Source organism: Streptomyces sp. NPDC034084 (genome assembly GCF_055575535.1).
The window spans coordinates 263,920-283,449 of sequence record NZ_JBVISK010000001.1; the positions used below are offsets into that span (position 1 = coordinate 263,920).

Sequence of the window (19,530 nt, forward strand, 5' to 3'; positions counted from 1 at the left end):
GCGGACACTCGGCGCTCATTGTCCCGCACGCGGGCGCGCGAGGGTGAATCGGGGGTGCCGGGACGATCACGCGTCGCGGTCGGCTCCCCGGCTCACGTCCCCCGGGTCGGGTCCTCGCCGCGGTCCAGGGCCTTCCACAGGTCCTCGGGCCGGTCCGGGTCGGTTGTGGGGGCCTTGCGGGCGGCCCGCGGGGCGCCGGAACGCTCGTAGCGGCCGCCCATCGCCGGCCAGTTCTTGCCGAAGCGGAGGGCGAGGAGGCCGGCGAGCAGGATGAGGACGGCGCCCGCGGCGGTCACGTACGGCCAGACGGTGTGGGTGAGGCCGGCGACGGCGGCGGCGGTGTCGCCGCTGATGCGGGCGGCCTCGGCGTCGAGCGCGGCGCTGTCGGAGGCGCCGAGGAGCGCGGCTGTCGCGGCGCCCGCGCCGCTGAGCGCGAGGAGCGCGGCGACGAGGGCGCGCCCGGTGCGGCGGACGGCGAAGACGGCGAAGAGTGCGGCGAGACCGACGATCGCGAGGGCGGTCGGGACACCGGTGACGGTGCCGCCGTCGGCCTCGACGGGGACGCTGCCGCCGCCGACGGACGCGGTGCCCTCCGCCCAGATCTGGCCCGCGGAGAGCAGGACGAGGGTGGCGCCGAGGGCGCCGAGGAGGAGGGCCGCGGCCAGGCTGCGGCGGCCGCCGGTGGGGACGGCCGCGCGGGCGGCCCGGGGCTGGGGTACGGGTACGGCACTCACGTACCCCACTATCCCCTACGTGCTCAGGAGCCGTTCATCCGGTTGGCGGTGTGGACGGCGCGGAGGACGGCCGCGGCCTTGTTGCGGCACTCGTTGTCCTCGGCGACCGGGTCGGAGTCGGCGACCACACCCGCTCCGGCCTGCACGTACGCCGTTCCGTCCCGGAGCAGGGCGGTGCGGATGGCGATGGCGGTGTCGGCGTCCCCGGCGAAATCGAGATAACCGACACATCCGCCGTAGAGACCGCGCCGGGAGGGCTCGAGCTCTTCGATGATCTGCATGGCGCGGGGCTTGGGCGCGCCGGAGAGCGTCCCGGCGGGGAAGCAGGCGGTGAGGACGTCGAAGGCGGTGCGGCCCTCGGCGACCTCGCCGGTGACGGTGGAGACGATGTGCATGACGTGCGAGTAGCGCTCGATCGACATGAAGTCGACGACCTCCACGGAACCGGGTGTGCACACCCGGCCGAGGTCGTTGCGGCCGAGGTCGACGAGCATGAGGTGCTCGGCGCGCTCCTTGGGGTCTGCGAGCAGTTCCTCGGCGAGGTCGTGGTCCTCCTGCGGGGTGGCGCCGCGGTGCCGGGTGCCGGCGATGGGGTGGAGCATCGCCCGCCCGTCCTCGACCTTGACGAGGGCCTCGGGCGAGGAGCCGACGACGTCGAAGCCGTTCTCGAAGCGGAAGAGGTACATGTACGGGGACGGGTTGGTGGCCCGCAGGACCCGGTACACGTCGAGCGCGGAGGCGGCGCAGGGGGTCTCGAAGCGCTGCGAGGGCACGACCTGGAAGGCCTCGCCGGCCCGGATGCGCTCCTTGATGTCCTCGACGGCGTCCTGGTAGGCCGGGCCGCCCCAGAGCGCGGAGAACTCGGGCAGGGCGGAGTCCGGGAGGGCGGTGGGGGCGGTGGCGACCGGGCGGGCCAGGTCGGCCTCCATGGCGTCGAGGCGCGCGACGGCGTTTGCGTACGCCTCGTCGATGCCGGTCTCCAGGTCGTTGTGGTTGATCGCGTTGGCGATCAGCAGGACCGAGCCGTCCCAGTGGTCGAGGACCGCGAGGTCGCTGGTGAGGAGCATGGTGAGCTCGGGGAGCTCCAGGTCGTCGCGGCCGTGCTCGCCGATCTTCTCCAGGCGGCGGACGATGTCGTAGCCGAGGTAGCCGACCATGCCGCCGGTGAAGGGGGGCATCCCGGACGCGAGGTCGCGCGGGGTGTGGAGGGTCTCGACGGTGGCGCGCAGGGCGGCGAGCGGGTCGCCGTCGGCGGGGACGCCGACGGGCGGGGTGCCCAGCCAGTGGGCCTGGCCGTCCTCGACCGTCAGGGTCGCGTCGCTGCGGACTCCGATGAAGGAGTAGCGGGACCAGCTGCGGCCGTTCTCCGCGGATTCGAGGAGGAAGGTGCCGGGGCGTTCGGCGGCGAGCTTGCGGTAGAGCCCGACCGGGGTGTCGCCGTCCGCGAGGAGCCTGCGGCTGACGGGGATGACGCGGCGGTCGGCCGCCAGCTTGCGGAAGGTCTCGAGATCCATGGCACCGGACCTTACTGGGAGACGGGGAGCACGTCGGCGTCGAAGCAGGTGCGGGCGCCGGTGTGACAGGCGGCTCCGACCTGGTCGACCTTGACGAGGAGGGTGTCGGCGTCGCAGTCGAGGGCGACGGACTTGACGTGCTGGACGTGTCCGGAGGTGTCGCCCTTGACCCAGTACTCGCCGCGGCTGCGGGACCAGTAGGTGCAGCGGCCGGTGGTGAGGGTGCGGTGGAGGGCCTCGTCGTCCATCCAGCCGAGCATCAGCACCTCGCCGGTGTCGTACTGCTGGGCGATGGCGGGGACGAGCCCGTCGGCGCTGCGCTTGAGGCGGGCGGCGATGGCCGGGTCGAGGTCGCTGGGGGTCCGGGGCGTGCTGCTCATGGCGCCATTGTGCCGCGATCCGGGGCGGTGTCCGGCGGGGCGTCCACTGGGCGGACCGGACGGCCCGGTCGTACGCTGGCAGGCATGTCGACCCATGCGAAACGTGAACGGCTTCTGCTCGCCGATCTGTTGGAGGCGGCGGGTCCCGACGCGCCGACGCTCTGCGACGGCTGGCGGACGAGAGACCTCGCCGCCCATGTGGTGGTGCGGGAGCGGCGCCCGGACGCGGCGGCGGGCTCCCTCGTACCGCTGCTGAAGGATCGCCTCGACCGGGTGCAGGCGGAGTTCGCCGACAAGCCGTACGACGAGCTGATCGGGCTCATCCGTACGGGTCCGCCGCGGTTCTCGCCGTTCACCATCAAGCAGGTGGACGAGGGGGCGAACGTCGTCGAGTTCTACGTGCACGCGGAGGACGTCCGGCGGGCGCAGCCCGACTGGTCGGCGCGCGAGCTGGACCCGGTCTTCGCCGACGTCCTGTGGTCCAGGCTGGAGCGGACGGCCCGGCTGGTCGGCCGCAAGGCCCCGGTGGGCCTGGTGCTGCGCCGTCCGAACGGGCAGACGGCGGTCGCCCACCGCGGCACCCCGGTGGTGACGGCCTCCGGGGAGCCGGGTGAGCTGATGATGTACCTGTACGGCCGCCAGGACGCGGCGAAGGTGGCGCTGGAGGGCGAGCCGGAGGCGATCGAGCGGCTGCGGGAGACGAAGCAGCTGGGGATCTGAGCGTCAGCGGGGCAGTTCGGCGCGGCGGACGGCGGTGACGGCGAGGCTGTAGAGGCCGGCGAGGGCGCAGACCGCCGCGCTCACGGCGTACACGGGCACGAGGCCCCACAGCTGGATCGCCGCGCCCGTGAGCGGGAAGCTGAGCGGGGCGAGGCCGAGCGAGCAGAGGCCGGCGACGGCGGTGACGCGGCCGAGGTAGGCGGGGTCGCACTCGGTCTGCAGGAGGGCGTTGCAGAGCGCCCCGGAGAGTCCGGCGAGCAGGCCGACGGAGAGGGCGACGGCGACCGCGAGGGGCAGGTGCGGGGCGACGGCGAGGGCGGCGATGGAGACGGCGCCCAGCGTCATGGTCCAGCCGCTGACGGCTCCCGCGCGCGGGACGCCTCCCCTGACGGTCAGGAGCAGGGAGGCGGCGCCCGCGCCGGTACCGAAGCCGGCGAGGATCCAGCCGATGCCGGAGGCGCCCCAGCCGCGCTGGTCGGCGAGGACGGCGAGGCCGACGTTGAAGGGCCCTGCGAAGCCGAGGTCGCTGAGGAGGACGACGATCATCAGGGGGCCCAGGACGCGGTGTCCGCGCAGGTAACGCAGTCCGTCGGCGAGGTCGCGCAGGGCGGTGCCGCCGCGGGCCTCGGCCGCGGCGGGCAGCGGCTTGAGGCGGAGCGCGCACAGCAGGGGTACCGAGAGGGCGAAGAGCAGTCCGGCGACGCCGAAGGCCGTGGCGGGGCCGCCGAGGGCGACGGCGAGGCCGCCGAGCGGGCCGCCGAGGACGGCGCCGAGGCGGTAGGAGAGACCGCGCATGCCCTGGACCCTGGCGAGTTGGTCGTGTGCGGCGATCCGGGGCGGCAGGGCGCCGACGGCGGGCAGGAAGAGGGCGTCCACGACGCCGAAGACGAGGGCGACGGCGGTGAGCGCCCAGAGGCCGGGCGTGGCGAGGAGGAGGGTCGCGGCCAGGCCGAGGACGACCAGGGCGCGGACGGTGTCGGAGGCGATGACGACGCGGCGGGGGCCGAGGCGGTCCGCGACGACTCCGCCGGCGAGCAGGAGGAGCGCGCGGGGCACGGCGGAGACGGCCAGGACGATTCCGGCCCGGGCGGGGCTGCCGCTGCTGACGGCGGTCCAGGAGAGGGTGAGGTGGTAGACGCCGGCGCCGAGCGTGGAGGCGGTGTGGGCGCCGAGCCAGCGCAGGACCTGGGGGTCGCGGTGGGCGGGGCGGGCGGCGGCGGGGGCGAGGACGGCGGTCACGGGCGGTAGGGGAAGCCGTGGAGGTGGACGGCGACGTTCTCGCGGCCCTCGGTGTCGCCGGCGGCCTCGGCGGCGCGGGCCCGCTGGTCGTACTTCATGACGAGCGCGTCGAGCTCGTCGCCGAGGGCGGCGAGTTCGGCGGCGGTGAGGCGGGGCAGCCATTCGGAGCTGATGGCGGCCGAGCGCCACTCGTCGGACCAGGTGAGGCGCTCGTCCAGGAAGCGGCGGTGGAGTTCGGTGCGCTGTTCGTTGATGGTCCGGCCGACGGCGTCGCTGGCGGCGGCCGTCTCCGGGTTCCCGCGGACGTCCTCGTCGCGGATGCTCAGGCCGTACGAGCTGGGCTGCCACCAGCGCTCGCGCCCGTCGGTGGACTGCGTCTCGGCCTCCTCGATGAGGCCGTGGTCGGCGAGTTTGCGCAGGTGGTAGCTGACGAGCGAGACGGCCTCGTCGACCTGCTCGGCGAGCTGGGAGGCGGTGGCGGTACGGGCGACGAAGAGGGCCCGGTAGAGGCGCATGCGCAGGGGGTGCGCGATGGCCTTGAGGGTGCCGAGGTCGTCGATGCGACGGTTCTCCTGCGAGGTCATGTCCACGACCGTAGATACGAAAGAAAGCTTGCGCAATATAATTTGCACAAATAATCCTGCGCATTCGGGAAAGAGGAAGGGCCCCCGAGGGGGCCCTTCCCGGAAGCGGAACGTCCGCTCAGCGGACCGGGTGGCCCGCGTCCCGCAGTGCGTCCTTGACCTGCGAGATCCGCAGGTCGCCGAAGTGGAAGACGGAGGCCGCGAGCACCGCGTCCGCGCCGGCCGCCACGGCCGGCGGGAAGTCGGCGAGCTTGCCGGCGCCGCCGGAGGCGATCACCGGAACCGTCACGTGCTTGCGCACGGCCGCGATCATCTCGGTGTCGTAGCCGTCCTTCGTGCCGTCGGCGTCCATCGAGTTGAGCAGGATCTCCCCCGCGCCCAGTTCGGCGGCCCGGTGCGCCCACTCGACCGCGTCGATGCCGGTGCCCTTGCGGCCGCCGTGCGTCGTCACCTCGAAGGAGCCGGTCGCGGTGCGGCGCGCGTCCACGGACAGGACGAGCACCTGGCGGCCGAAGCGCTCCGCGATCTCCTGGATCAGCTCGGGGCGCGCGATGGCCGCGGTGTTGACGCCCACCTTGTCGGCGCCGGCCCGCAGCAGCTTGTCGACGTCCTCGGCCGAGCGGACGCCGCCGCCGACCGTGAGCGGGATGAAGACCTGCTCGGCGGTGCGGCGCACCACGTCGTAGGTGGTCTCCCGGTTGCCTGAGGAGGCGGTGATGTCGAGGAAGGTCAGCTCGTCGGCGCCCTCGGCGTCGTACAGCTTGGCCATCTCGACGGGGTCGCCGGCGTCCCTCAGGTTCTGGAAGTTGACGCCCTTGACGACCCGGCCGTTGTCGACGTCCAGGCAGGGGATCACCCGTACGGCGAGACTCATTCCACGCTCCCTCGGTACGCCTCGACCTCGACCTCGACGACCAGGCTCGGGTCGACGAAGCCGGAGACGATGATCATCGACGCGGCCGGGCGGATCTCGTCGAACAGCTCCTTGTGGGCGCGGCCGACCTCGTCCACGTCCCGGGCGTGCGTGAGGTACATCCGGGTGCGGACGACGTGCTCGGCGCCCAGGCCCAGCTGCTTCAGCGCCTCGAAGGCCACGTTGAAGGAGTTGATCGCCTGCTCGTACGGGCCGCCTCCGGCGATCTGGCCGCCGACCACCGACGTGCAGCCGGAGACGAGGACCGTGCCGTTCGGGAGCTCGACCGCGCGGGAGTAGCCGAACTGCTCCTCCCAGGGAGCGCCGGTGACGACCTTGCGGACCTCCCCGCGGGTCTCGGAGGTCACGACGCCACCGCCGCGAGCGCCTCTTCGAGGGTGAAGGCCTCGGCGTACAGCGCCTTGCCCACGATCGCGCCCTCGACGCCCAGCGGGACCAGGCCGGACAGGGCCCGCAGGTCGTCCAGGGAGGACACGCCGCCGGAGGCGACGACGGGCTTGTCGGTGGCCGCGCAGACGTTCTTCAGGAGCTCCAGGTTGGGGCCCTGGAGGGTGCCGTCCTTGGCGATGTCGGTGACCACGTACCGGGCGCAGCCCTCGGAGTCGAGGCGGGCCAGCGTCTCGTACAGGTCGCCGCCGTCGCGGGTCCAGCCGCGGCCGCGCAGGGTCGTGCCGCGCACGTCGAGGCCGACGGCGATCCTGTCGCCGTACTCGGCGATGACCTTGGCGACCCACTCGGGGGTCTCCAGGGCGGCGGTGCCGAGGTTGACGCGGGTGCAGCCGGTGGCGAGGGCGGCGGCGAGCGTGGCGTCGTCGCGGATGCCGCCGGAGAGCTCCACCTTGATGTCCATGGCCTCGGTGACCTGGCGGACCAGCTCGCGGTTGTCGCCGGTGCCGAAGGCGGCGTCGAGGTCGACGAGGTGCAGCCACTCGGCGCCGGAGCGCTGCCAGGCGAGGGCGGCCTCGAGCGGGGAGCCGTAGGAGGTCTCGCTGCCGGACTCGCCGTGGACGAGCCGGACGGCCTGGCCGTCGCGGACGTCGACGGCGGGGAGGAGTTCGAGAGTGCTCACAGGGTTCCGATCCAGTTGGTGAGGAGCTGGGCTCCGGCGTCGCCGGACTTCTCGGGGTGGAACTGGGTGGCCCACAGGGCGCCGTTCTCGACGGCGGCGACGAAGGGCTCGCCGTGGGTGGCCCAGGTGACCTTGGGGGCGCGGATGTTGGGGTTGCCGACCTCCAGGGTCCACTCGCGGACCGCGTAGGAGTGCACGAAGTAGTACCGGGCGTCGGCGTCGAGTCCCGCGAACAGCTGGGTGTCGGCGGGCGCGTCGACCGTGTTCCAGCCCATGTGGGGGACGACGGGGGCCTTCAGCGGCTCGACCGTCCCGGGCCACTCGTCGAGGCCCTCGGTCTCCACGCCGTGCTCGATGCCCTGGGCGAAGAGGATCTGCATGCCGACGCAGATGCCCATGACCGGGCGGCCGCCGGAGAGCCGTCGGCCGATGATCCAGTCGCCGCGGGCCTCCTTGAGCCCCTGCATGCAGGCGGAGAAGGCGCCGACGCCGGGGACGAGGAGCCCGTCGGCGTTCATGGCGGTGTCGTAGTCGCGGGTGATCTCGACGTCGGCGCCGACCCGGGCGAGGGCGCGCTCGGCGGAGCGCACGTTCCCGAAGCCGTAGTCGAAGACGACGACCTTCTTCGGAGTAGCCGTGCTCATGACCACACGTCCAGACGCAGCACACCGGCGGAGAGACACATCGCGGCGCCGATGGAGAGGAGCACGATGAGGCCCTTGGGCATCTGCTGCTTGACGAAGGAGTAGATACCGCCGAGCAGGAAGAGCCCGACGAGGATCAGGATGGTGGAGAGGCCGTTCACGACTAGAGCGCGCCCTTCGTGGAGGGGAGGATGCCGGCGGCGCGCGGGTCGCGCTCGGAGGCGTAGCGCAGCGCGCGGGCGAGGGCCTTGAACTGGCACTCCACGATGTGGTGGGCGTTGCGGCCGTACGGCACGTGGACGTGCAGCGCGATCTGGGCCTGGGCGACGAAGGACTCCAGGATGTGCCGGGTCATCGTCGTGTCGTAGGAGCCGATCATCGGCGCCATGTTCTCGGGCTCGGTGTGCACGAGGTACGGGCGGCCGGAGAGGTCGACGGTGACCTGGGCGAGCGACTCGTCCAGCGGGACGGTGCAGTTGCCGAAGCGGTAGATGCCGACCTTGTCGCCGAGGGCCTGCTTGAAGGCGGCGCCGAGGGCGAGGGCGGTGTCCTCGATGGTGTGGTGCGAGTCGATGTGCAGGTCGCCGTCGGTCTTGACCGTCAGGTCGAAGAGCCCGTGGCGGCCGAGCTGGTCGAGCATGTGGTCGTAGAAGCCGACCCCGGTCGACACGTCGACCTTTCCGGTGCCGTCGAGGTCGATCTCGACGACGACGGAGGTCTCCTTGGTGGTGCGCTCAACGCGGCCTACGCGGCTCATCGCTCCTGCTCCTTCATCAATTCACGGACCGCGTCGAGGAACGCGTCGTTCTCTTCGGGGGTTCCGGCGGTGACCCGCAGCCATCCCGGTACGCCGTTGTCCCGGACCAGGACGCCCCGGTCGAGGATCTTCCGCCAGGCCGCGTGCGCGTCGGGGAACGTCCCGAACTGCACGAAGTTGGCGTCGGAGTCGGTGACGTCGTAGCCGATGGCGCGCAGCTCGGTGACGAGCCGGTCGCGCTCGGCCTTGAGCTGCTCGACGTACCCGAGGAGGGTGTCGGTGTGCTCCAGGGCGGCGAGGGCGGTGGCCTGGGTGACGGCCGAGAGGTGGTACGGCAGGCGGACCAGCTGCACGGCGTCGACCACGGCCGGGTGGGCGGCGAGGTAGCCGAGGCGGAGCCCGGCGGCTCCGAAGGCCTTGGACATCGTCCGGGAGATCACCAGGTTGGGGCGGCCCTCGACGAGGGGCAGCAGCGACTCCCGGTGGCTGAACTCCACGTACGCCTCGTCCACGACCACCATCGAGGGCTTGGCCGCCTGGGCCGCCTCGTACAGGGCGAGGACGGTGCCGGCCTCGACCGCGGTGCCTGTGGGGTTGTTGGGCGAGGTGATGAAGACGACGTCCGGCGCGTGCTCGGCGATGGCCCGGACGGCCGCCTCCACGTCGATGGTGAAGTCCTCGTTGCGCGGGCCGGAGATCCAGCCGGTGCCGGTGCCGCGGGCGATCAGGGCGTGCATCGAGTACGAGGGCTCGAAGCCGATCGCGGTACGGCCGGGGCCGCCGAAGGTCTGGAGGAGCTGCTGGAGTACCTCGTTGGAGCCGTTGGCCGCCCACACGTTCTCGACGCCGACGCGGTGCCCGGCGGTCCGGGTGAGGTAGGCGGCGAGCTCGGTGCGGAGTTCGACCGCGTCGCGGTCGGGGTAGCGGTTGAGGCCGCGGGCGGCCTCGGCGACCCGCTCCGCGATCCGGGCCACCAGGGGCTCGGGCAGCGGGTAGGGGTTCTCGTTGGTGTTCAGCTGGACGGGGACGTCGAGCTGGGGGGCGCCGTAGGGGGACTTGCCGCGCAGCTCGTCGCGGACGGGCAGGTCGTCGATACCGGTCACTGCTGCGGGACCTTCCATCCGAACCGCGCCTTGATCGCCGCGCCGTGGGCGGGCAGGTCCTCGGACTCGGCGAGGGTGACGACGTGGTGGGCGACGTCGGCGAGCGCGTCGCGCGTGTAGTCCACGATGTGCACGCCGCGCAGGAAGGACTGCACGGAGAGGCCGGAGGAGTGGCAGGCGCAGCCGCCGGTGGGCAGGACGTGGTTGGAGCCGGCGCAGTAGTCGCCGAGCGAGACCGGTGCCCAGGGGCCGACGAAGATCGCGCCCGCGTTGCGGACCCGGTCGGCGACGGCGGCGGCGTCGGCGGTCTGGATCTCCAGGTGCTCCGCGCCGTAGGCGTCGACGACCTTGAGGCCGTCGGCGAGGTCGCGGACGAGGACGATCGCGGACTGGCGGCCGGCCAGGGCCGGGACGATCCGGTCGTCGACGTGCTTGGAGGCGGCGACCTGCGTCTTGAGCTCGGCCTCGGTGGCCTCGGCCAGCTCCTCGGAGTCGGTGACGAGGACGGAGGCGGCCATAGGGTCGTGCTCGGCCTGGCTGATGAGGTCGGCGGCGACGTGCACGGGGTCGGCGGTGGAGTCCGCGAGGATCGCGATCTCCGTGGGGCCGGCCTCGGCGTCGATGCCGATGCGGCCCTTGAGGAGGCGCTTGGCGGCGGCCACGTAGATGTTGCCGGGGCCGGTCACCAGGTTGACGGGGGCGCAGCCGGGCTCACCGGCGGAATCGGTGGTTCCGTACGCGAACATGGCGATGGCCTGGGCGCCGCCCACGGCGTACACCTCGTCGACGCCGAGCAGGGCGCAGGCGGCGAGGATCGTCGGGTGCGGCAGGCCGCCGAACTCCTTCTGCGGGGGCGAGGCGACGGCCAGGCCCTCGACGCCGGCCTCCTGGGCCGGGACGACGTTCATCACGACGGAGGACGGGTAGACGGAGCGGCCGCCCGGCACGTACAGGCCGACGCGCTCGACCGGGATCCACTTCTCCGTGACCGTGCCGCCGGGGACGACCTGGGTGGTGTGCGTGGTGCGGCGCTGCTCGCGGTGGACGAGCCGGGCGCGCCGGATGGACTCCTCCAGGGCGGCGCGGACGGCCGGGTCGAGCTCGTCGAGGGCGCGGGCGATCGCCTCGGCGGGTACGCGCAGGCCCGGGACGCGGACGCCGTCGAATTTCTCCCCGTAGTCGATCACCGCGGCCGCGCCATGATGCCGGACGTCCTCGCAGATCGGCCGCACCTTCTCCAGGGCGGCTTCCACGTCGAACTCGGCACGGGGCAGCAGGTCGCGCAGTGCGGAGCCCTCGGGGAGGGCCTCGCCGCGCAGATCGATTCGAGAGATCACGGGTCAATTCTCGCAGACGGCCCACAGCGCCGGTCGCCCGTATCACTGGCTGATACACGCCACGGTGGCGTCTCCTCGCCACTCCTGACCGTTAGCGTTCAGCCCGTCACAGTGCGGGAAGAACGACTGTACGAATCCACGACTCCCGGACAGCGGAGTGGTGGGAGCGCATCGGGGAGAGCGAGGGGGCGGCAGTGACCGAGCCGCACGAGGACGGGATGCCGGACGGTCTCACGGACCCGGAGCGGGCCGTGTGGCAGGCGTTCCGGATCGGCAGGACCTGCGATCTCACGGAGGGGATCGCGGAGCGGGACGACCCTTTCGGGGCGTGGGAGTGGGGGGAGGAGCGGAGCGTTCGCGCCGACGTGGTGGCGCTGCTGCTGCTCGCCGGGCCGCCGGCCCGGTCCGGGCGGGTGGCCGCGCTGAAGCTGCGCGGGGTCAGGATCACCGGCGTGCTGAACCTGGCGGGCGGGACGATAGGGCCGTACGTGGAGCTGCACGGCTGCCGGTTCGACGGCGAGGTGGTGCTGCCCGAGGCACGGTTCGGCACGCTGCGGATGGTCGAGTGCGCGCTGCCGCGCCTGGAGGCGGCCCGGCTGCACACGGAGGGGGACCTGCATCTGCCGCGCTGCCGGGTGCGGCGGGGCATCCGGCTGACGGACGCGCAGATCGGCACGGACCTGCTGATCAACCAGATCCAGGTGTGGCCGGACCGGCGGGGGCGGGCGATCACGGCGGACGGGATGGTGGTCGCCCAGGACCTCCAGGCCGAGCTGATCGAGGCCTACGGGGAGCTGAGCCTGCGCGGGGCGAACGTCGGGGTCTCGCTGAGCCTGCGGGGCAGTGTGCTGCGCGGGGCGCTGGGCCGCCTCGCGCTGAACGCCCCGCAGCTGACGGTGGAGCGCTCGCTCTATCTGAACGCGGCCTGGGTGTACGAGGAGACGGGACCGTACGGCACCGCGGGCAACTCGACGACCACCCCGCCGTACGGCGTGACCCCCGCCCAGGAGGCCCGGCGCAAACCGGTGGAGTTCCACGGCGGGGTGCGGCTCGACGACGGCCGGTTCGGTGACGCGGTGGACCTGCACCACGCCCGCTTCCTGCTGGACGGCGCGCGCCGGGAGGAGGTGTCGCTGCGCCGCATAGTGACCCCGGAGCTGCGGTTCAACGGCGAGCGCCCGGAGGAGGGGCGGGTGGTGCTCAACGGCGCCAAGGTCGTCACCCTGATCGACCTGTCGACCAGCTGGCCGGGGCCCGGCGGCCTCGCGATGGGCGGCTTCGCCTACGAGAACCTCGTGCCGTACGGGCATTTCCCGCTGGCGCGGCGACTGGAGTGGGTGGCGGCGGCGACCCCGGAGTACGCCCCCGAGCCGTACGAGCGGCTCGCGGCGGTCCTGCGGAGCAGCGGCGAGGACGCGGACGCCCGCGAGGTGCTGCTCGCCAAGCAGCGGCGCAGACGGGAGACGCTGCCGATCGCGGGGAAGCTCTGGGGCTACCTCCAGGACTGGACCGTGGCGTACGGCTACCGGCCGGGCCGGGCGGCGCTGTGGATGGCGGTGCTGTGGGCGGCGGGCACGGTGGCCTTCTCCCACTACCGCCCGATACCGCTGAAGGCGGAGGAGTCGCCCCAGTGGAACGGCCCGCTGTACGCCCTCGACCTGCTGCTGCCCGTGATCAACCTCGGGCAGGACGGCTACTGGCGGCTGGAGGGCATCTGGCAGTGGGTGGCGGCGGCCCTGATCCTCGTCGGCTGGATCCTCGCGACGACGGTGGCGGCGGGTGCGACGCGGCTGCTGAGACGGGGGTGACGGCGGGGGGCCGCCGCCGGGGAAGACGCGGGGGGCCGGGGCCCTCTACCGCCGGGGAAGACGGGTGACGCCGGGGGGCCGCCGCCGGGGAAGACGCGGGGGGCCGGGGCCCTCTACCGCCGGGGAAGACGGGTGACGCCGGGGGCCCGGCCGCCGGGGAGGACGCGGGCGAGTCGGGGGGCCTCCTGCCGTCGGGAAGGGGTGAGGGAGGTGTCACCGCAGGGTGAGGGTGCTGTCGTGACCCGGTGACGCGGCTGCGGTGACGGGCCTGACCGGGAGACAATGCACAGCACCATGTCCTTGCTCCGCGCCCTGGTCGGCACCCTCCGCTCGACCCGGCACGCACCGCGGCTCGCCGCGGGTCTCGTGCCGGACGACGACGTGCTGCTCGACGCCCCGGACGAGCGGCTCGCCCCCGCCCTGGTCGCCGCCGCCCTCGGTGATCCGGAGCCCGCGGCGAAGCTGCTCGCCACCACCCGGGACACCGGCGACTGGGAGGACCGCGACCGGTACGTCACCCGGCTCGCCACCTTCGCGTACAGCAGGGGCGGCTGGCTCACCGACTGGCTCTCCGTCACGCCCCGCGATCCCGACGCCCTGCTCGTCGCGGCGCAGCTCGCCGTCCGCAGGGCCTGGGAGTCCCCGGCGCGGGCCGAGCGGCTGCGCGAGCTCGCCCCGCTGATCCAGGAGCTCGCCGGGGAGGCCCCGCACGACCCGGTGCCGTGGCGGCTGGCCCTGGACCACGCGCGGGGGGCGCACGCCGGGCACGGGGTCTTCGAGTCGCTGTGGGAGCAGGCCGTGCGCCGCTCCCCGCACCACTACGGCTGCCATGTCGCCGCGCTGAAGTACCTCTCCGCGCAGTGGTACGGCTCACACCGCGCCGCCTTCGACTTCGCCGAGCAGGCCGCCGACGACGCCGCCCCGGACTCGCTCGTCGGGGCGCTGCCGGTCCGCGCGGCGTACGACGGGCTGCGGGTGCCGCCGGGGCCCGACGGGTCCGTGCCCGCCGCCCGGGTCGACCGGGCGGTGGTCCGCGCCCTGGCCCTGTCGGCGGCCTTCCCGGTGGGCGACCCGTGGCCGGCCGAGATCCGCAACCTGCTCGCGTACGTGCTGGTCGAGCGGGGGCGCTGGGAGGAGGCGTGGGAGGAGTTCGGGCGGATCGGCCCGTACGCGACCTCGTTCCCCTGGGGGGCGGCGCGGGGTGTACCGGAGGAGCCTCCCCCGAGCTCTCGGCAGCGTTCGAGCAAGGGGGACCCCCTTCTCGGTTTCCTGGCCGCGCGCGACCGGGTGCGGGGTGAACTGGCCCGCCGGGACCCGCTGCGGGGCACCGGTCGTGGACGGGCCGGACGGGGCGGGCCCGGCGGCCATTAGGCTTGACCGCTGTGACCACCGCTCGCCTGCCTCTCTTCCCGCTCAACGCGGTGCTGTTCCCCGGCCTCGTGCTGCCGCTGAACGTGTTCGAGGAGCGTTATCGCGCCATGATGCGTGCGCTGCTCACGATCGACGACTCGGAGCCGCGCCGCTTCGCCGTCGTCGCCATCCGCGACGGCCGCGAGGTCGCGCCGACGGCTCCCGGCATGCCGGACCAGACGGCGCTGCCGGAGAAGGGCCCGGCGGCGGGCTTCGGCTCCGATCCCATCCAGGCCTTCCACCGGGTCGGCTGCGTCGCCGACGCGGCGTCGATCCGGGAGCGCGCCGACGGCAGCTTCGAGGTGATGGCCACCGGGACGACCCGGGTGAAGCTGCTGTCGGTCGACGCGAGCGGGCCGTTCCTGACGGCCGAGGTGGAGGAGATCCCCGAGGAGCAGGGCGAGGAGGCGGGCTCGCTCGCCGAGGGGGTGCTGCGGGCCTTCCGGAACTACCAGAAGCGCCTCGCGGGGGCCCGGGAGCGTTCGCTGACGACGAGTGAGCTGCCGGACGAGCCCTCCGTGGTGTCGTACCTGGTCGCGGCGGCGGCGGTGCTCGACACCCCGTCGAAGCAGCGGCTGCTCCAGGCACCGGACACGGCGACCCGGCTGCGCGAGGAGCTGACGCTGCTGCGCGCGGAGACCGCCGTGCTGCGGCATCTGCCGTCGCTGCCGGTGGTGGACCTGACGCAGACCCCCACGTATCCGAACTGAGCCGGCCCCTGCCGTACGGACCGAGCCGACCGAGCCGAGGAAGAGCGCGTGGCGAAGAAACAGAAGAAGAACGGCGGGGGCACGCGGGCGACGGTGGCCCTGACCGAGGCCGGCACGCCCTTCACCCTGCACGCGTACGAGCACGACCCGGCCTCCCCCTCGTACGGCGAGGAGGCGGCGGAGGCCCTCGGCGTCTCCCCCGACCGGGTCTTCAAGACGCTGGTCGCGGACGTCGACGGCGAACTGACGGTCGCGGTGGTCCCGGTGGCGGGCCAGCTGGACCTGAAGGCCCTGGCCTCGGCCGTCGGAGGGAAGCGCGCCGCGATGGCCGACCCGGCGGCGGCGGAGCGCACGACGGGCTACGTGCGGGGCGGCATCTCCCCGCTGGGCCAGCGCAAGCGGCTCCGTACCGTCCTCGACTCCTCGGCCTCGGAGCACTCGACCGTCTGCGTCTCGGCGGGCCGCCGCGGCCTGGAGGTGGAGCTCTCCCCCGCCGACCTGGCCGCCCTCACCTCGGCGGTCGTGGCGCCCATCGGCCGCGCCTGACATGACCCCGGCGGTCGTGGTCCCCGTCGACCGCGCCTGACATGACCCCGGCCGTCGTGGCCCCAGCCGGCCGCGCCTGACTTCCGGCGCGGCCGCGGGAAGACCTCGTCAGCTCGGGCCGGGCCCCTGGGTGTACGCCTTCGGCTGGTCCCAGGGCTCCGGCTCCGGGTCGCGGGGCCCGAAGGCTGCGGTCAGCCCCAGGTGGACGATCATCGCGGCGAGCGGCCAGGCCAGCATCGCGGCGGCCGCCAGGTTCAGTTCGAGCGGCGCCTCGAAGGTGACGTTCGGGCCGACCGCCTTCGCGTGGGCGACCACGTCGTCGGTGGGGCCGAAGTGCGTCCCGATCCACCAGGCGAGCAGCGAGCCCGCGCCGCCGCCGAGCGCAAGGCCCAGCACGAGCGGGACCCCGCCCTCGCGGCGCAGCAGGAAGACGACGAGGGCGGCGACCGCGCCGAAGGCCAGCGCGAGGAGGACAAACGTTCCGTCGGCGCCGATCGCCTGCTCCCCCTCCGAGTTCCGGAGGTAGACGCCCTTGCCGTCCGAGATGAGCAGGACGCGCGGGGCCAGGTTCAGCCAGAGCACCCCGAGCAGCGCCCCCGCGACCGCGGAGAGGACGGTCGCCACCACGCCCTGAACGACCTCGGCCGCCGTGATCGGGTCGCCGGCCGGACCGGGCATCGGCGGGGGCGGCGGGGGCCGGTGGGGGTCGTTCGGCGGCTGGTGAGGCGGAGTCAGAGGTGCGGTCACCCCGCCATCGTGCCAGGTGTCCCTGTGGCCCGCCTCAGCGGACGGCGGCCCGCCGGTAGGCCCAGGTGGCGACGGCGAGCGAGAGGAGGCCGACCGCCCCGCACACGGCGAGGTCGACGGCGACCGCCGCCCAGTCGGGGTGCGGGGTGAAGGTGCGGGCGAGGGCCTCCACGCCGTACGTCGAGGGCAGCAGGTCCCGCGCCCAGCCGATCGGTCCCGGCAGCCGCTCGGCCGGGAGGACCCCGAGGAGCAGGGCCGCCGACATGCCGAGCTGGCCGAGGAGGGTGGCCAGTTCCTGGCGGGGCGCGAGGAGGCCGAGGGCCGCGCCGAGCCCGGCGAGCGCCGCCCCGGCGAGCGGTACGACGGCGGCGAGGATCCACAGGTGGCCGAGGGGCAGGCCGAAGAGCACGGAGCCGGCGACGGCGGTGACGGCGGTCCCGGGCACGGTGAAGGAGGCGTACGCCCCGGCCGCCCCGAGCACGACGGCGGCGGGCGGCACGGGCAGGGTGGCGTAGTGGTCGAGGCCGCCGCCGGCCCGCAGCTGGCCGAAGTACTGGGCGAGCAGGTTGAGGGCGACGAAGGCGACGACGAGGACGGTGGAGCCGGCGACGACGGCGCGCGCCTCGGAACCGCCGTCGACGACCCCGCGCATCAGGACCATGATCCCGATCGACTGGAAGGTGGCCACGAAGAGCAGCGGGATGCGGGCGACGCGGGCGCGCGAGAGCTGCGCGCGGTAGACGGCGCCCAGGGCGGGCAGCAGCCGGGCGCGCGGAGCGAGGGGCGCGGCGCCGTCCTCGTCGCCGCGGGACCGGGCGGGGAGCGCGCCGGTCGGCAGGGCCCCGGCGGGCAGGGTGCTCACTGCGTACAGCTCCTGACGGTCACGGGCGGTTCGTGGCGCGTCACGCCTTCACCAGCCCCTCGGTCGCGCCGCCCAGCGCGAGGTACACGTCCTCCAGGCTGGGCGTGGCCAGGGTGAAGTCGTCGAGCGCGCCGAACGCGGCGCCGCCGGTGACGGTGGCGACGGCGGCGCGGGCGGCGTCCGGGGCGAGCCGGAGGTGCCAGCGGCGTCCGGTCTCCTGGGCGTGGTCGCGCAGGGCGGCGACCTCGGGCAGGTGGAGGGGCGGCGCGTCGCGCCACACCAGCTCGACGCGGACCTCGCCGGCCACCCGCTCCTTGAGTCCGGCGGGGGTGTCGCAGGCGATGACCCGGCCGCGGTCGAGGACGGCGACCCGGTCGAGGACGGTCTCGGCCTCGATGACGTTGTGGGTGACGAGGAGCACGGTGGTGCCGTGTTCGGCGCGCCGCCGGTCGACGGCGGCCCAGACGGCGCGCCGGGCGACGGGGTCCATGCCGGTGGTGGGTTCGTCGAGGACCAGGACGGGCCGGTGGCCGACGAGGGCGGCGGCGAAGCAGGCGAGCCGCCGCTGTCCGCCGGAGAGCTTCTTGAGGGGGCGGCCGGCGAGCCCGCCGAGCCCGAGTTCACCGAGGACGGCGTCGCGCTCGGCGCGGGCGTCGTGGGCGGTCAGGCCCCGCAACCGGCCGGTGGTCTCGGCGGCGAGGGAGACGGTCAGCTCGTCGAGGGCGGTGGACTCCTGGCCGAGGTAGGCGAGGAGCCGGGCCGCCCGCTCGGGGTGGCGCACGAGGTCGTGGCCGAGGAGCTCGACGGTGCCGGAGTCGGGGCGCATGAGGCCGGTGAGCTGGCGGACCAGGGTGGACTTGCCGGCGCCGTTGGGGCCGAGCAGGCCGAAGATCTCACCGCCGCGCACGTCGAGGCTGATCCCGTCCGTGGCTCGCACCTCGGGGGTCGCGGGCGCGCCGCGCCTGCCGCGCGTGGCGGGGTACGTCTTGACCAGATCCCGCACCACGCACACCGTACTCACGGGGGAAGAGACTACGGGGTCGCCGGGCCCGCTCCGGGCGCGGGGGCGTGTTCGGCGGCGGCCCGGACGTCGATCTCGCGCCAGAAACCGGCCCGGATCGCGTACCGGTCGTGCTCGTCGATCTGGTCGTCCTTGTGGGCGAGAAGTCCGAAACGCGCGGCGTAGCGGAGGAGTTCGCCGTCGATGCGGTGCGGGATGCGCGGGTAGAGGGTGGAGAGTTTCTGGACGTGGCTCTGCTCCGGGAGCCGCTCCATCCAGCGACGGGCGAACACCTGTCCGACCTCGAACGGGTCGCCGCCGACGGTCGTGATGTCCTCCTCGCGGTCGGCCCAGCGCTGCTCCGCGCTGGTGAGGGTGGCGAGGGTGGGCAGGGTGGCGGTCTCGGCCGGCTCGCCGAGCGAGGGGGCGGGGCGCTCGATCCAGCCCCGGTCGGAGGACCAGCGGAGCGCGCTCGCGCCCTGCGGGGCCGGGGCGGCCGGCGCTCCGGGGGCTCCGGGTGCGCGGAGTCCCGCCAGGTCCTTCGGGGTGGGGACGCCCTTGCCCGCCGTCGGGGAGGGAACGCCCGTGCCGTGGGCGTGCTCGTCGCCGCGGACGTGGCCGTTGGCGCGGGCGGGCTCGTGGCCGCCGTCGCCGGTCGCGTCGGCGGGGCCCGGCCCCCCGTTCCGTACGGCCGCGGCGGCGGCCTCGGCGGCCCGTTCGGCGGAGGCGGCGAGGGCGGACTCCGGCAGCGGCGCGGAGAGGATGGCGGCGATCTCCGGGCGCGGGGCGGGCTGCGGCGCGCAGATCCCGCTGAGGTCCTTGGCGCGGACGGCGCGGGTGATCCAGGCCCGGTCGAGGACCCGCCGCTCGTCGGCCTCGGCGACGAGGTCCTCCGACTGGTTGTAGTCGCCGTCGGCGGCCTGGACGGCCCAGAGGTGGACGGCGACGCCGTGCTCCTTCGCCGACATGAGGCCGGGCAGCAGGTCGCCGTCGCCGGTGACGAGCACGATGTCGGAGCAGGCCCTGTTCCTGGCGAGCTCGGTCAGCTCGGTGTGCATGGCCGCGTCGACGCCCTTCTGCGCCCAGCGCCCGTCGCTCCTGGTCAGAGCGCCGAGCCGGACGGTCACCCGGGGCATCACGCGCAGCCTGCGGTGCTCGGGCTGGGGCACCCGGTCGGGCGCGCCGTCGAACCAGTAGATCCGCAGGAGGGGCAGCGCGGTCTCGGCCTCGGCACGCTGCCGCAGCTGCTGGATCAGCCCGGCGTGGTCGACGGTGATCCTGGAGCGGGCCGGTTCCCCGGCGAGGAGACTGGCGGCGGCGCCCAGCAGGTAGCCGGCGTCCACCAGGACGACGCAGCGGTCCACGTGTTCCACCCTCTTTCGGGAGCCTCGGGGTCGGCCTCGGGATCATCGGGATCGGCGGGATCGGTCGG

22 protein-coding genes are annotated in these 19,530 nt (G+C 74.1%); 5 read left to right on the forward strand and 17 right to left on the reverse strand.

What is annotated here, in order from left to right:
• Positions 1–92: 92 nt before the first annotated feature.
• From ACZ51I_RS01205 to hisI, 3 genes are read right to left on the reverse strand one after another with little or no spacing between them, the layout of a single operon-like run.
• Positions 93–743: a TIGR02234 family membrane protein gene (locus ACZ51I_RS01205; RefSeq protein ID WP_468870707.1), complete on the reverse strand. Its 651-nt coding sequence runs from the start codon at positions 741–743 to the stop codon at positions 93–95.
• Positions 744–757: 14 nt separating this feature from the next.
• Positions 758–2,248: an anthranilate synthase component I gene (locus tag ACZ51I_RS01210; protein ID WP_468870708.1), complete on the reverse strand. Its 1,491-nt coding sequence runs from the start codon at positions 2,246–2,248 to the stop codon at positions 758–760.
• Positions 2,249–2,259: 11 nt separating this feature from the next.
• Positions 2,260–2,628, reverse strand: a complete 369-nt coding sequence (gene hisI / locus ACZ51I_RS01215) for a phosphoribosyl-AMP cyclohydrolase (protein ID WP_468870709.1) — start codon at positions 2,626–2,628, stop codon at positions 2,260–2,262.
• A gap of 84 nt (positions 2,629–2,712) precedes the next feature.
• On the opposite strand from hisI, the gene ACZ51I_RS01220 reads away from it, so the two are divergent.
• Entirely contained in the window at positions 2,713–3,348 is a 636-nt protein-coding gene (locus ACZ51I_RS01220) for a TIGR03085 family metal-binding protein (RefSeq protein ID WP_468870710.1), read from the forward strand.
• A gap of 3 nt (positions 3,349–3,351) precedes the next feature.
• Here ACZ51I_RS01220 and ACZ51I_RS01225 read toward each other — a convergent pair whose 3' ends face one another.
• The 10 genes from ACZ51I_RS01225 to hisD all read right to left on the reverse strand — a co-directional run bounded on the left by ACZ51I_RS01225 (position 3,352) and on the right by hisD (position 11,015).
• Complete coding sequence (locus ACZ51I_RS01225) at positions 3,352–4,587, reverse strand: MFS transporter (protein ID WP_468870711.1); 1,236 nt, start codon at positions 4,585–4,587, stop codon at positions 3,352–3,354.
• Positions 4,584–5,171, reverse strand: coding sequence for an ArsR/SmtB family transcription factor (locus ACZ51I_RS01230; protein WP_468870712.1), 588 nt, complete (start codon positions 5,169–5,171; stop codon positions 4,584–4,586). The genes ACZ51I_RS01225 and ACZ51I_RS01230 overlap by 4 nt, the downstream gene beginning before the upstream one ends.
• Before the next feature lie 118 nt (positions 5,172–5,289).
• Entirely contained in the window at positions 5,290–6,045 is a 756-nt protein-coding gene (gene hisF, locus ACZ51I_RS01235) for an imidazole glycerol phosphate synthase subunit HisF (RefSeq protein WP_468870713.1), read from the reverse strand.
• The gene (locus tag ACZ51I_RS01240; protein WP_468870714.1) at positions 6,042–6,452 is read right to left on the reverse strand and encodes a RidA family protein; all 411 of its coding nucleotides are present in this window, start codon (positions 6,450–6,452) and stop codon (positions 6,042–6,044) included. Before ACZ51I_RS01240 ends, hisF begins: the two co-directional genes overlap by 4 nt.
• Entirely contained in the window at positions 6,449–7,174 is a 726-nt protein-coding gene (gene priA / locus ACZ51I_RS01245) for a bifunctional 1-(5-phosphoribosyl)-5-((5-phosphoribosylamino)methylideneamino)imidazole-4-carboxamide isomerase/phosphoribosylanthranilate isomerase PriA (protein ID WP_468870715.1), read from the reverse strand. The genes ACZ51I_RS01240 and priA overlap by 4 nt, the downstream gene beginning before the upstream one ends.
• Positions 7,171–7,818 (reverse strand): imidazole glycerol phosphate synthase subunit HisH, encoded by a 648-nt coding sequence (hisH, locus tag ACZ51I_RS01250; protein WP_468870716.1) that lies wholly within the window; start codon positions 7,816–7,818, stop codon positions 7,171–7,173. The genes priA and hisH overlap by 4 nt, the downstream gene beginning before the upstream one ends.
• Entirely contained in the window at positions 7,815–7,979 is a 165-nt protein-coding gene (locus tag ACZ51I_RS01255; RefSeq protein ID WP_184930073.1) for a hypothetical protein, read from the reverse strand. The genes hisH and ACZ51I_RS01255 overlap by 4 nt, the downstream gene beginning before the upstream one ends.
• 2 nt (positions 7,980–7,981) lie before the next feature.
• On the reverse strand, positions 7,982–8,575 hold the full coding sequence (hisB, locus tag ACZ51I_RS01260; protein ID WP_030492957.1) for an imidazoleglycerol-phosphate dehydratase HisB: 594 nt from the start codon (positions 8,573–8,575) through the stop codon (positions 7,982–7,984).
• Entirely contained in the window at positions 8,572–9,678 is a 1,107-nt protein-coding gene (locus ACZ51I_RS01265) for a histidinol-phosphate transaminase (protein ID WP_468870717.1), read from the reverse strand. The genes hisB and ACZ51I_RS01265 overlap by 4 nt, the downstream gene beginning before the upstream one ends.
• Positions 9,675–11,015, reverse strand: coding sequence for a histidinol dehydrogenase (gene hisD / locus ACZ51I_RS01270; protein ID WP_468870718.1), 1,341 nt, complete (start codon positions 11,013–11,015; stop codon positions 9,675–9,677). The genes ACZ51I_RS01265 and hisD overlap by 4 nt, the downstream gene beginning before the upstream one ends.
• A gap of 194 nt (positions 11,016–11,209) precedes the next feature.
• Between hisD and ACZ51I_RS01275 the strand changes: the two genes are divergently transcribed.
• The 4 genes from ACZ51I_RS01275 (at position 11,210) to ybaK (ending at position 15,489) form a co-directional block, all read left to right on the forward strand.
• Positions 11,210–12,823 (forward strand): oxidoreductase, encoded by a 1,614-nt coding sequence (locus ACZ51I_RS01275; protein WP_468870719.1) that lies wholly within the window; start codon positions 11,210–11,212, stop codon positions 12,821–12,823.
• Positions 12,824–13,117: 294 nt separating this feature from the next.
• Positions 13,118–14,194, forward strand: coding sequence for a hypothetical protein (locus ACZ51I_RS01280; protein ID WP_468870720.1), 1,077 nt, complete (start codon positions 13,118–13,120; stop codon positions 14,192–14,194).
• An 11-nt stretch (positions 14,195–14,205) separates the two neighbouring features.
• Positions 14,206–14,943, forward strand: a complete 738-nt coding sequence (locus tag ACZ51I_RS01285; protein WP_468870721.1) for an LON peptidase substrate-binding domain-containing protein — start codon at positions 14,206–14,208, stop codon at positions 14,941–14,943.
• Between the two features lie 48 nt (positions 14,944–14,991).
• Positions 14,992–15,489, forward strand: coding sequence for a Cys-tRNA(Pro) deacylase (gene ybaK, locus ACZ51I_RS01290; protein WP_468870723.1), 498 nt, complete (start codon positions 14,992–14,994; stop codon positions 15,487–15,489).
• 108 nt (positions 15,490–15,597) lie between these two features.
• On the opposite strand, the gene ACZ51I_RS01295 is transcribed toward ybaK, so the two are convergent.
• From ACZ51I_RS01295 to ACZ51I_RS01310, 4 genes are read right to left on the reverse strand one after another with little or no spacing between them, the layout of a single operon-like run.
• Positions 15,598–16,236 (reverse strand): DUF2567 domain-containing protein, encoded by a 639-nt coding sequence (locus tag ACZ51I_RS01295; RefSeq protein WP_468870724.1) that lies wholly within the window; start codon positions 16,234–16,236, stop codon positions 15,598–15,600.
• 34 nt (positions 16,237–16,270) lie between these two features.
• Complete coding sequence (locus ACZ51I_RS01300) at positions 16,271–17,098, reverse strand: ABC transporter permease (RefSeq protein WP_468870725.1); 828 nt, start codon at positions 17,096–17,098, stop codon at positions 16,271–16,273.
• 40 nt (positions 17,099–17,138) lie between these two features.
• On the reverse strand, positions 17,139–18,110 hold the full coding sequence (locus ACZ51I_RS01305) for an ABC transporter ATP-binding protein (RefSeq protein WP_468871666.1): 972 nt from the start codon (positions 18,108–18,110) through the stop codon (positions 17,139–17,141).
• A gap of 20 nt (positions 18,111–18,130) precedes the next feature.
• The gene (locus tag ACZ51I_RS01310) at positions 18,131–19,471 is read right to left on the reverse strand and encodes an NYN domain-containing protein (protein ID WP_468870726.1); all 1,341 of its coding nucleotides are present in this window, start codon (positions 19,469–19,471) and stop codon (positions 18,131–18,133) included.
• Positions 19,472–19,530 lie beyond the last annotated feature (59 nt).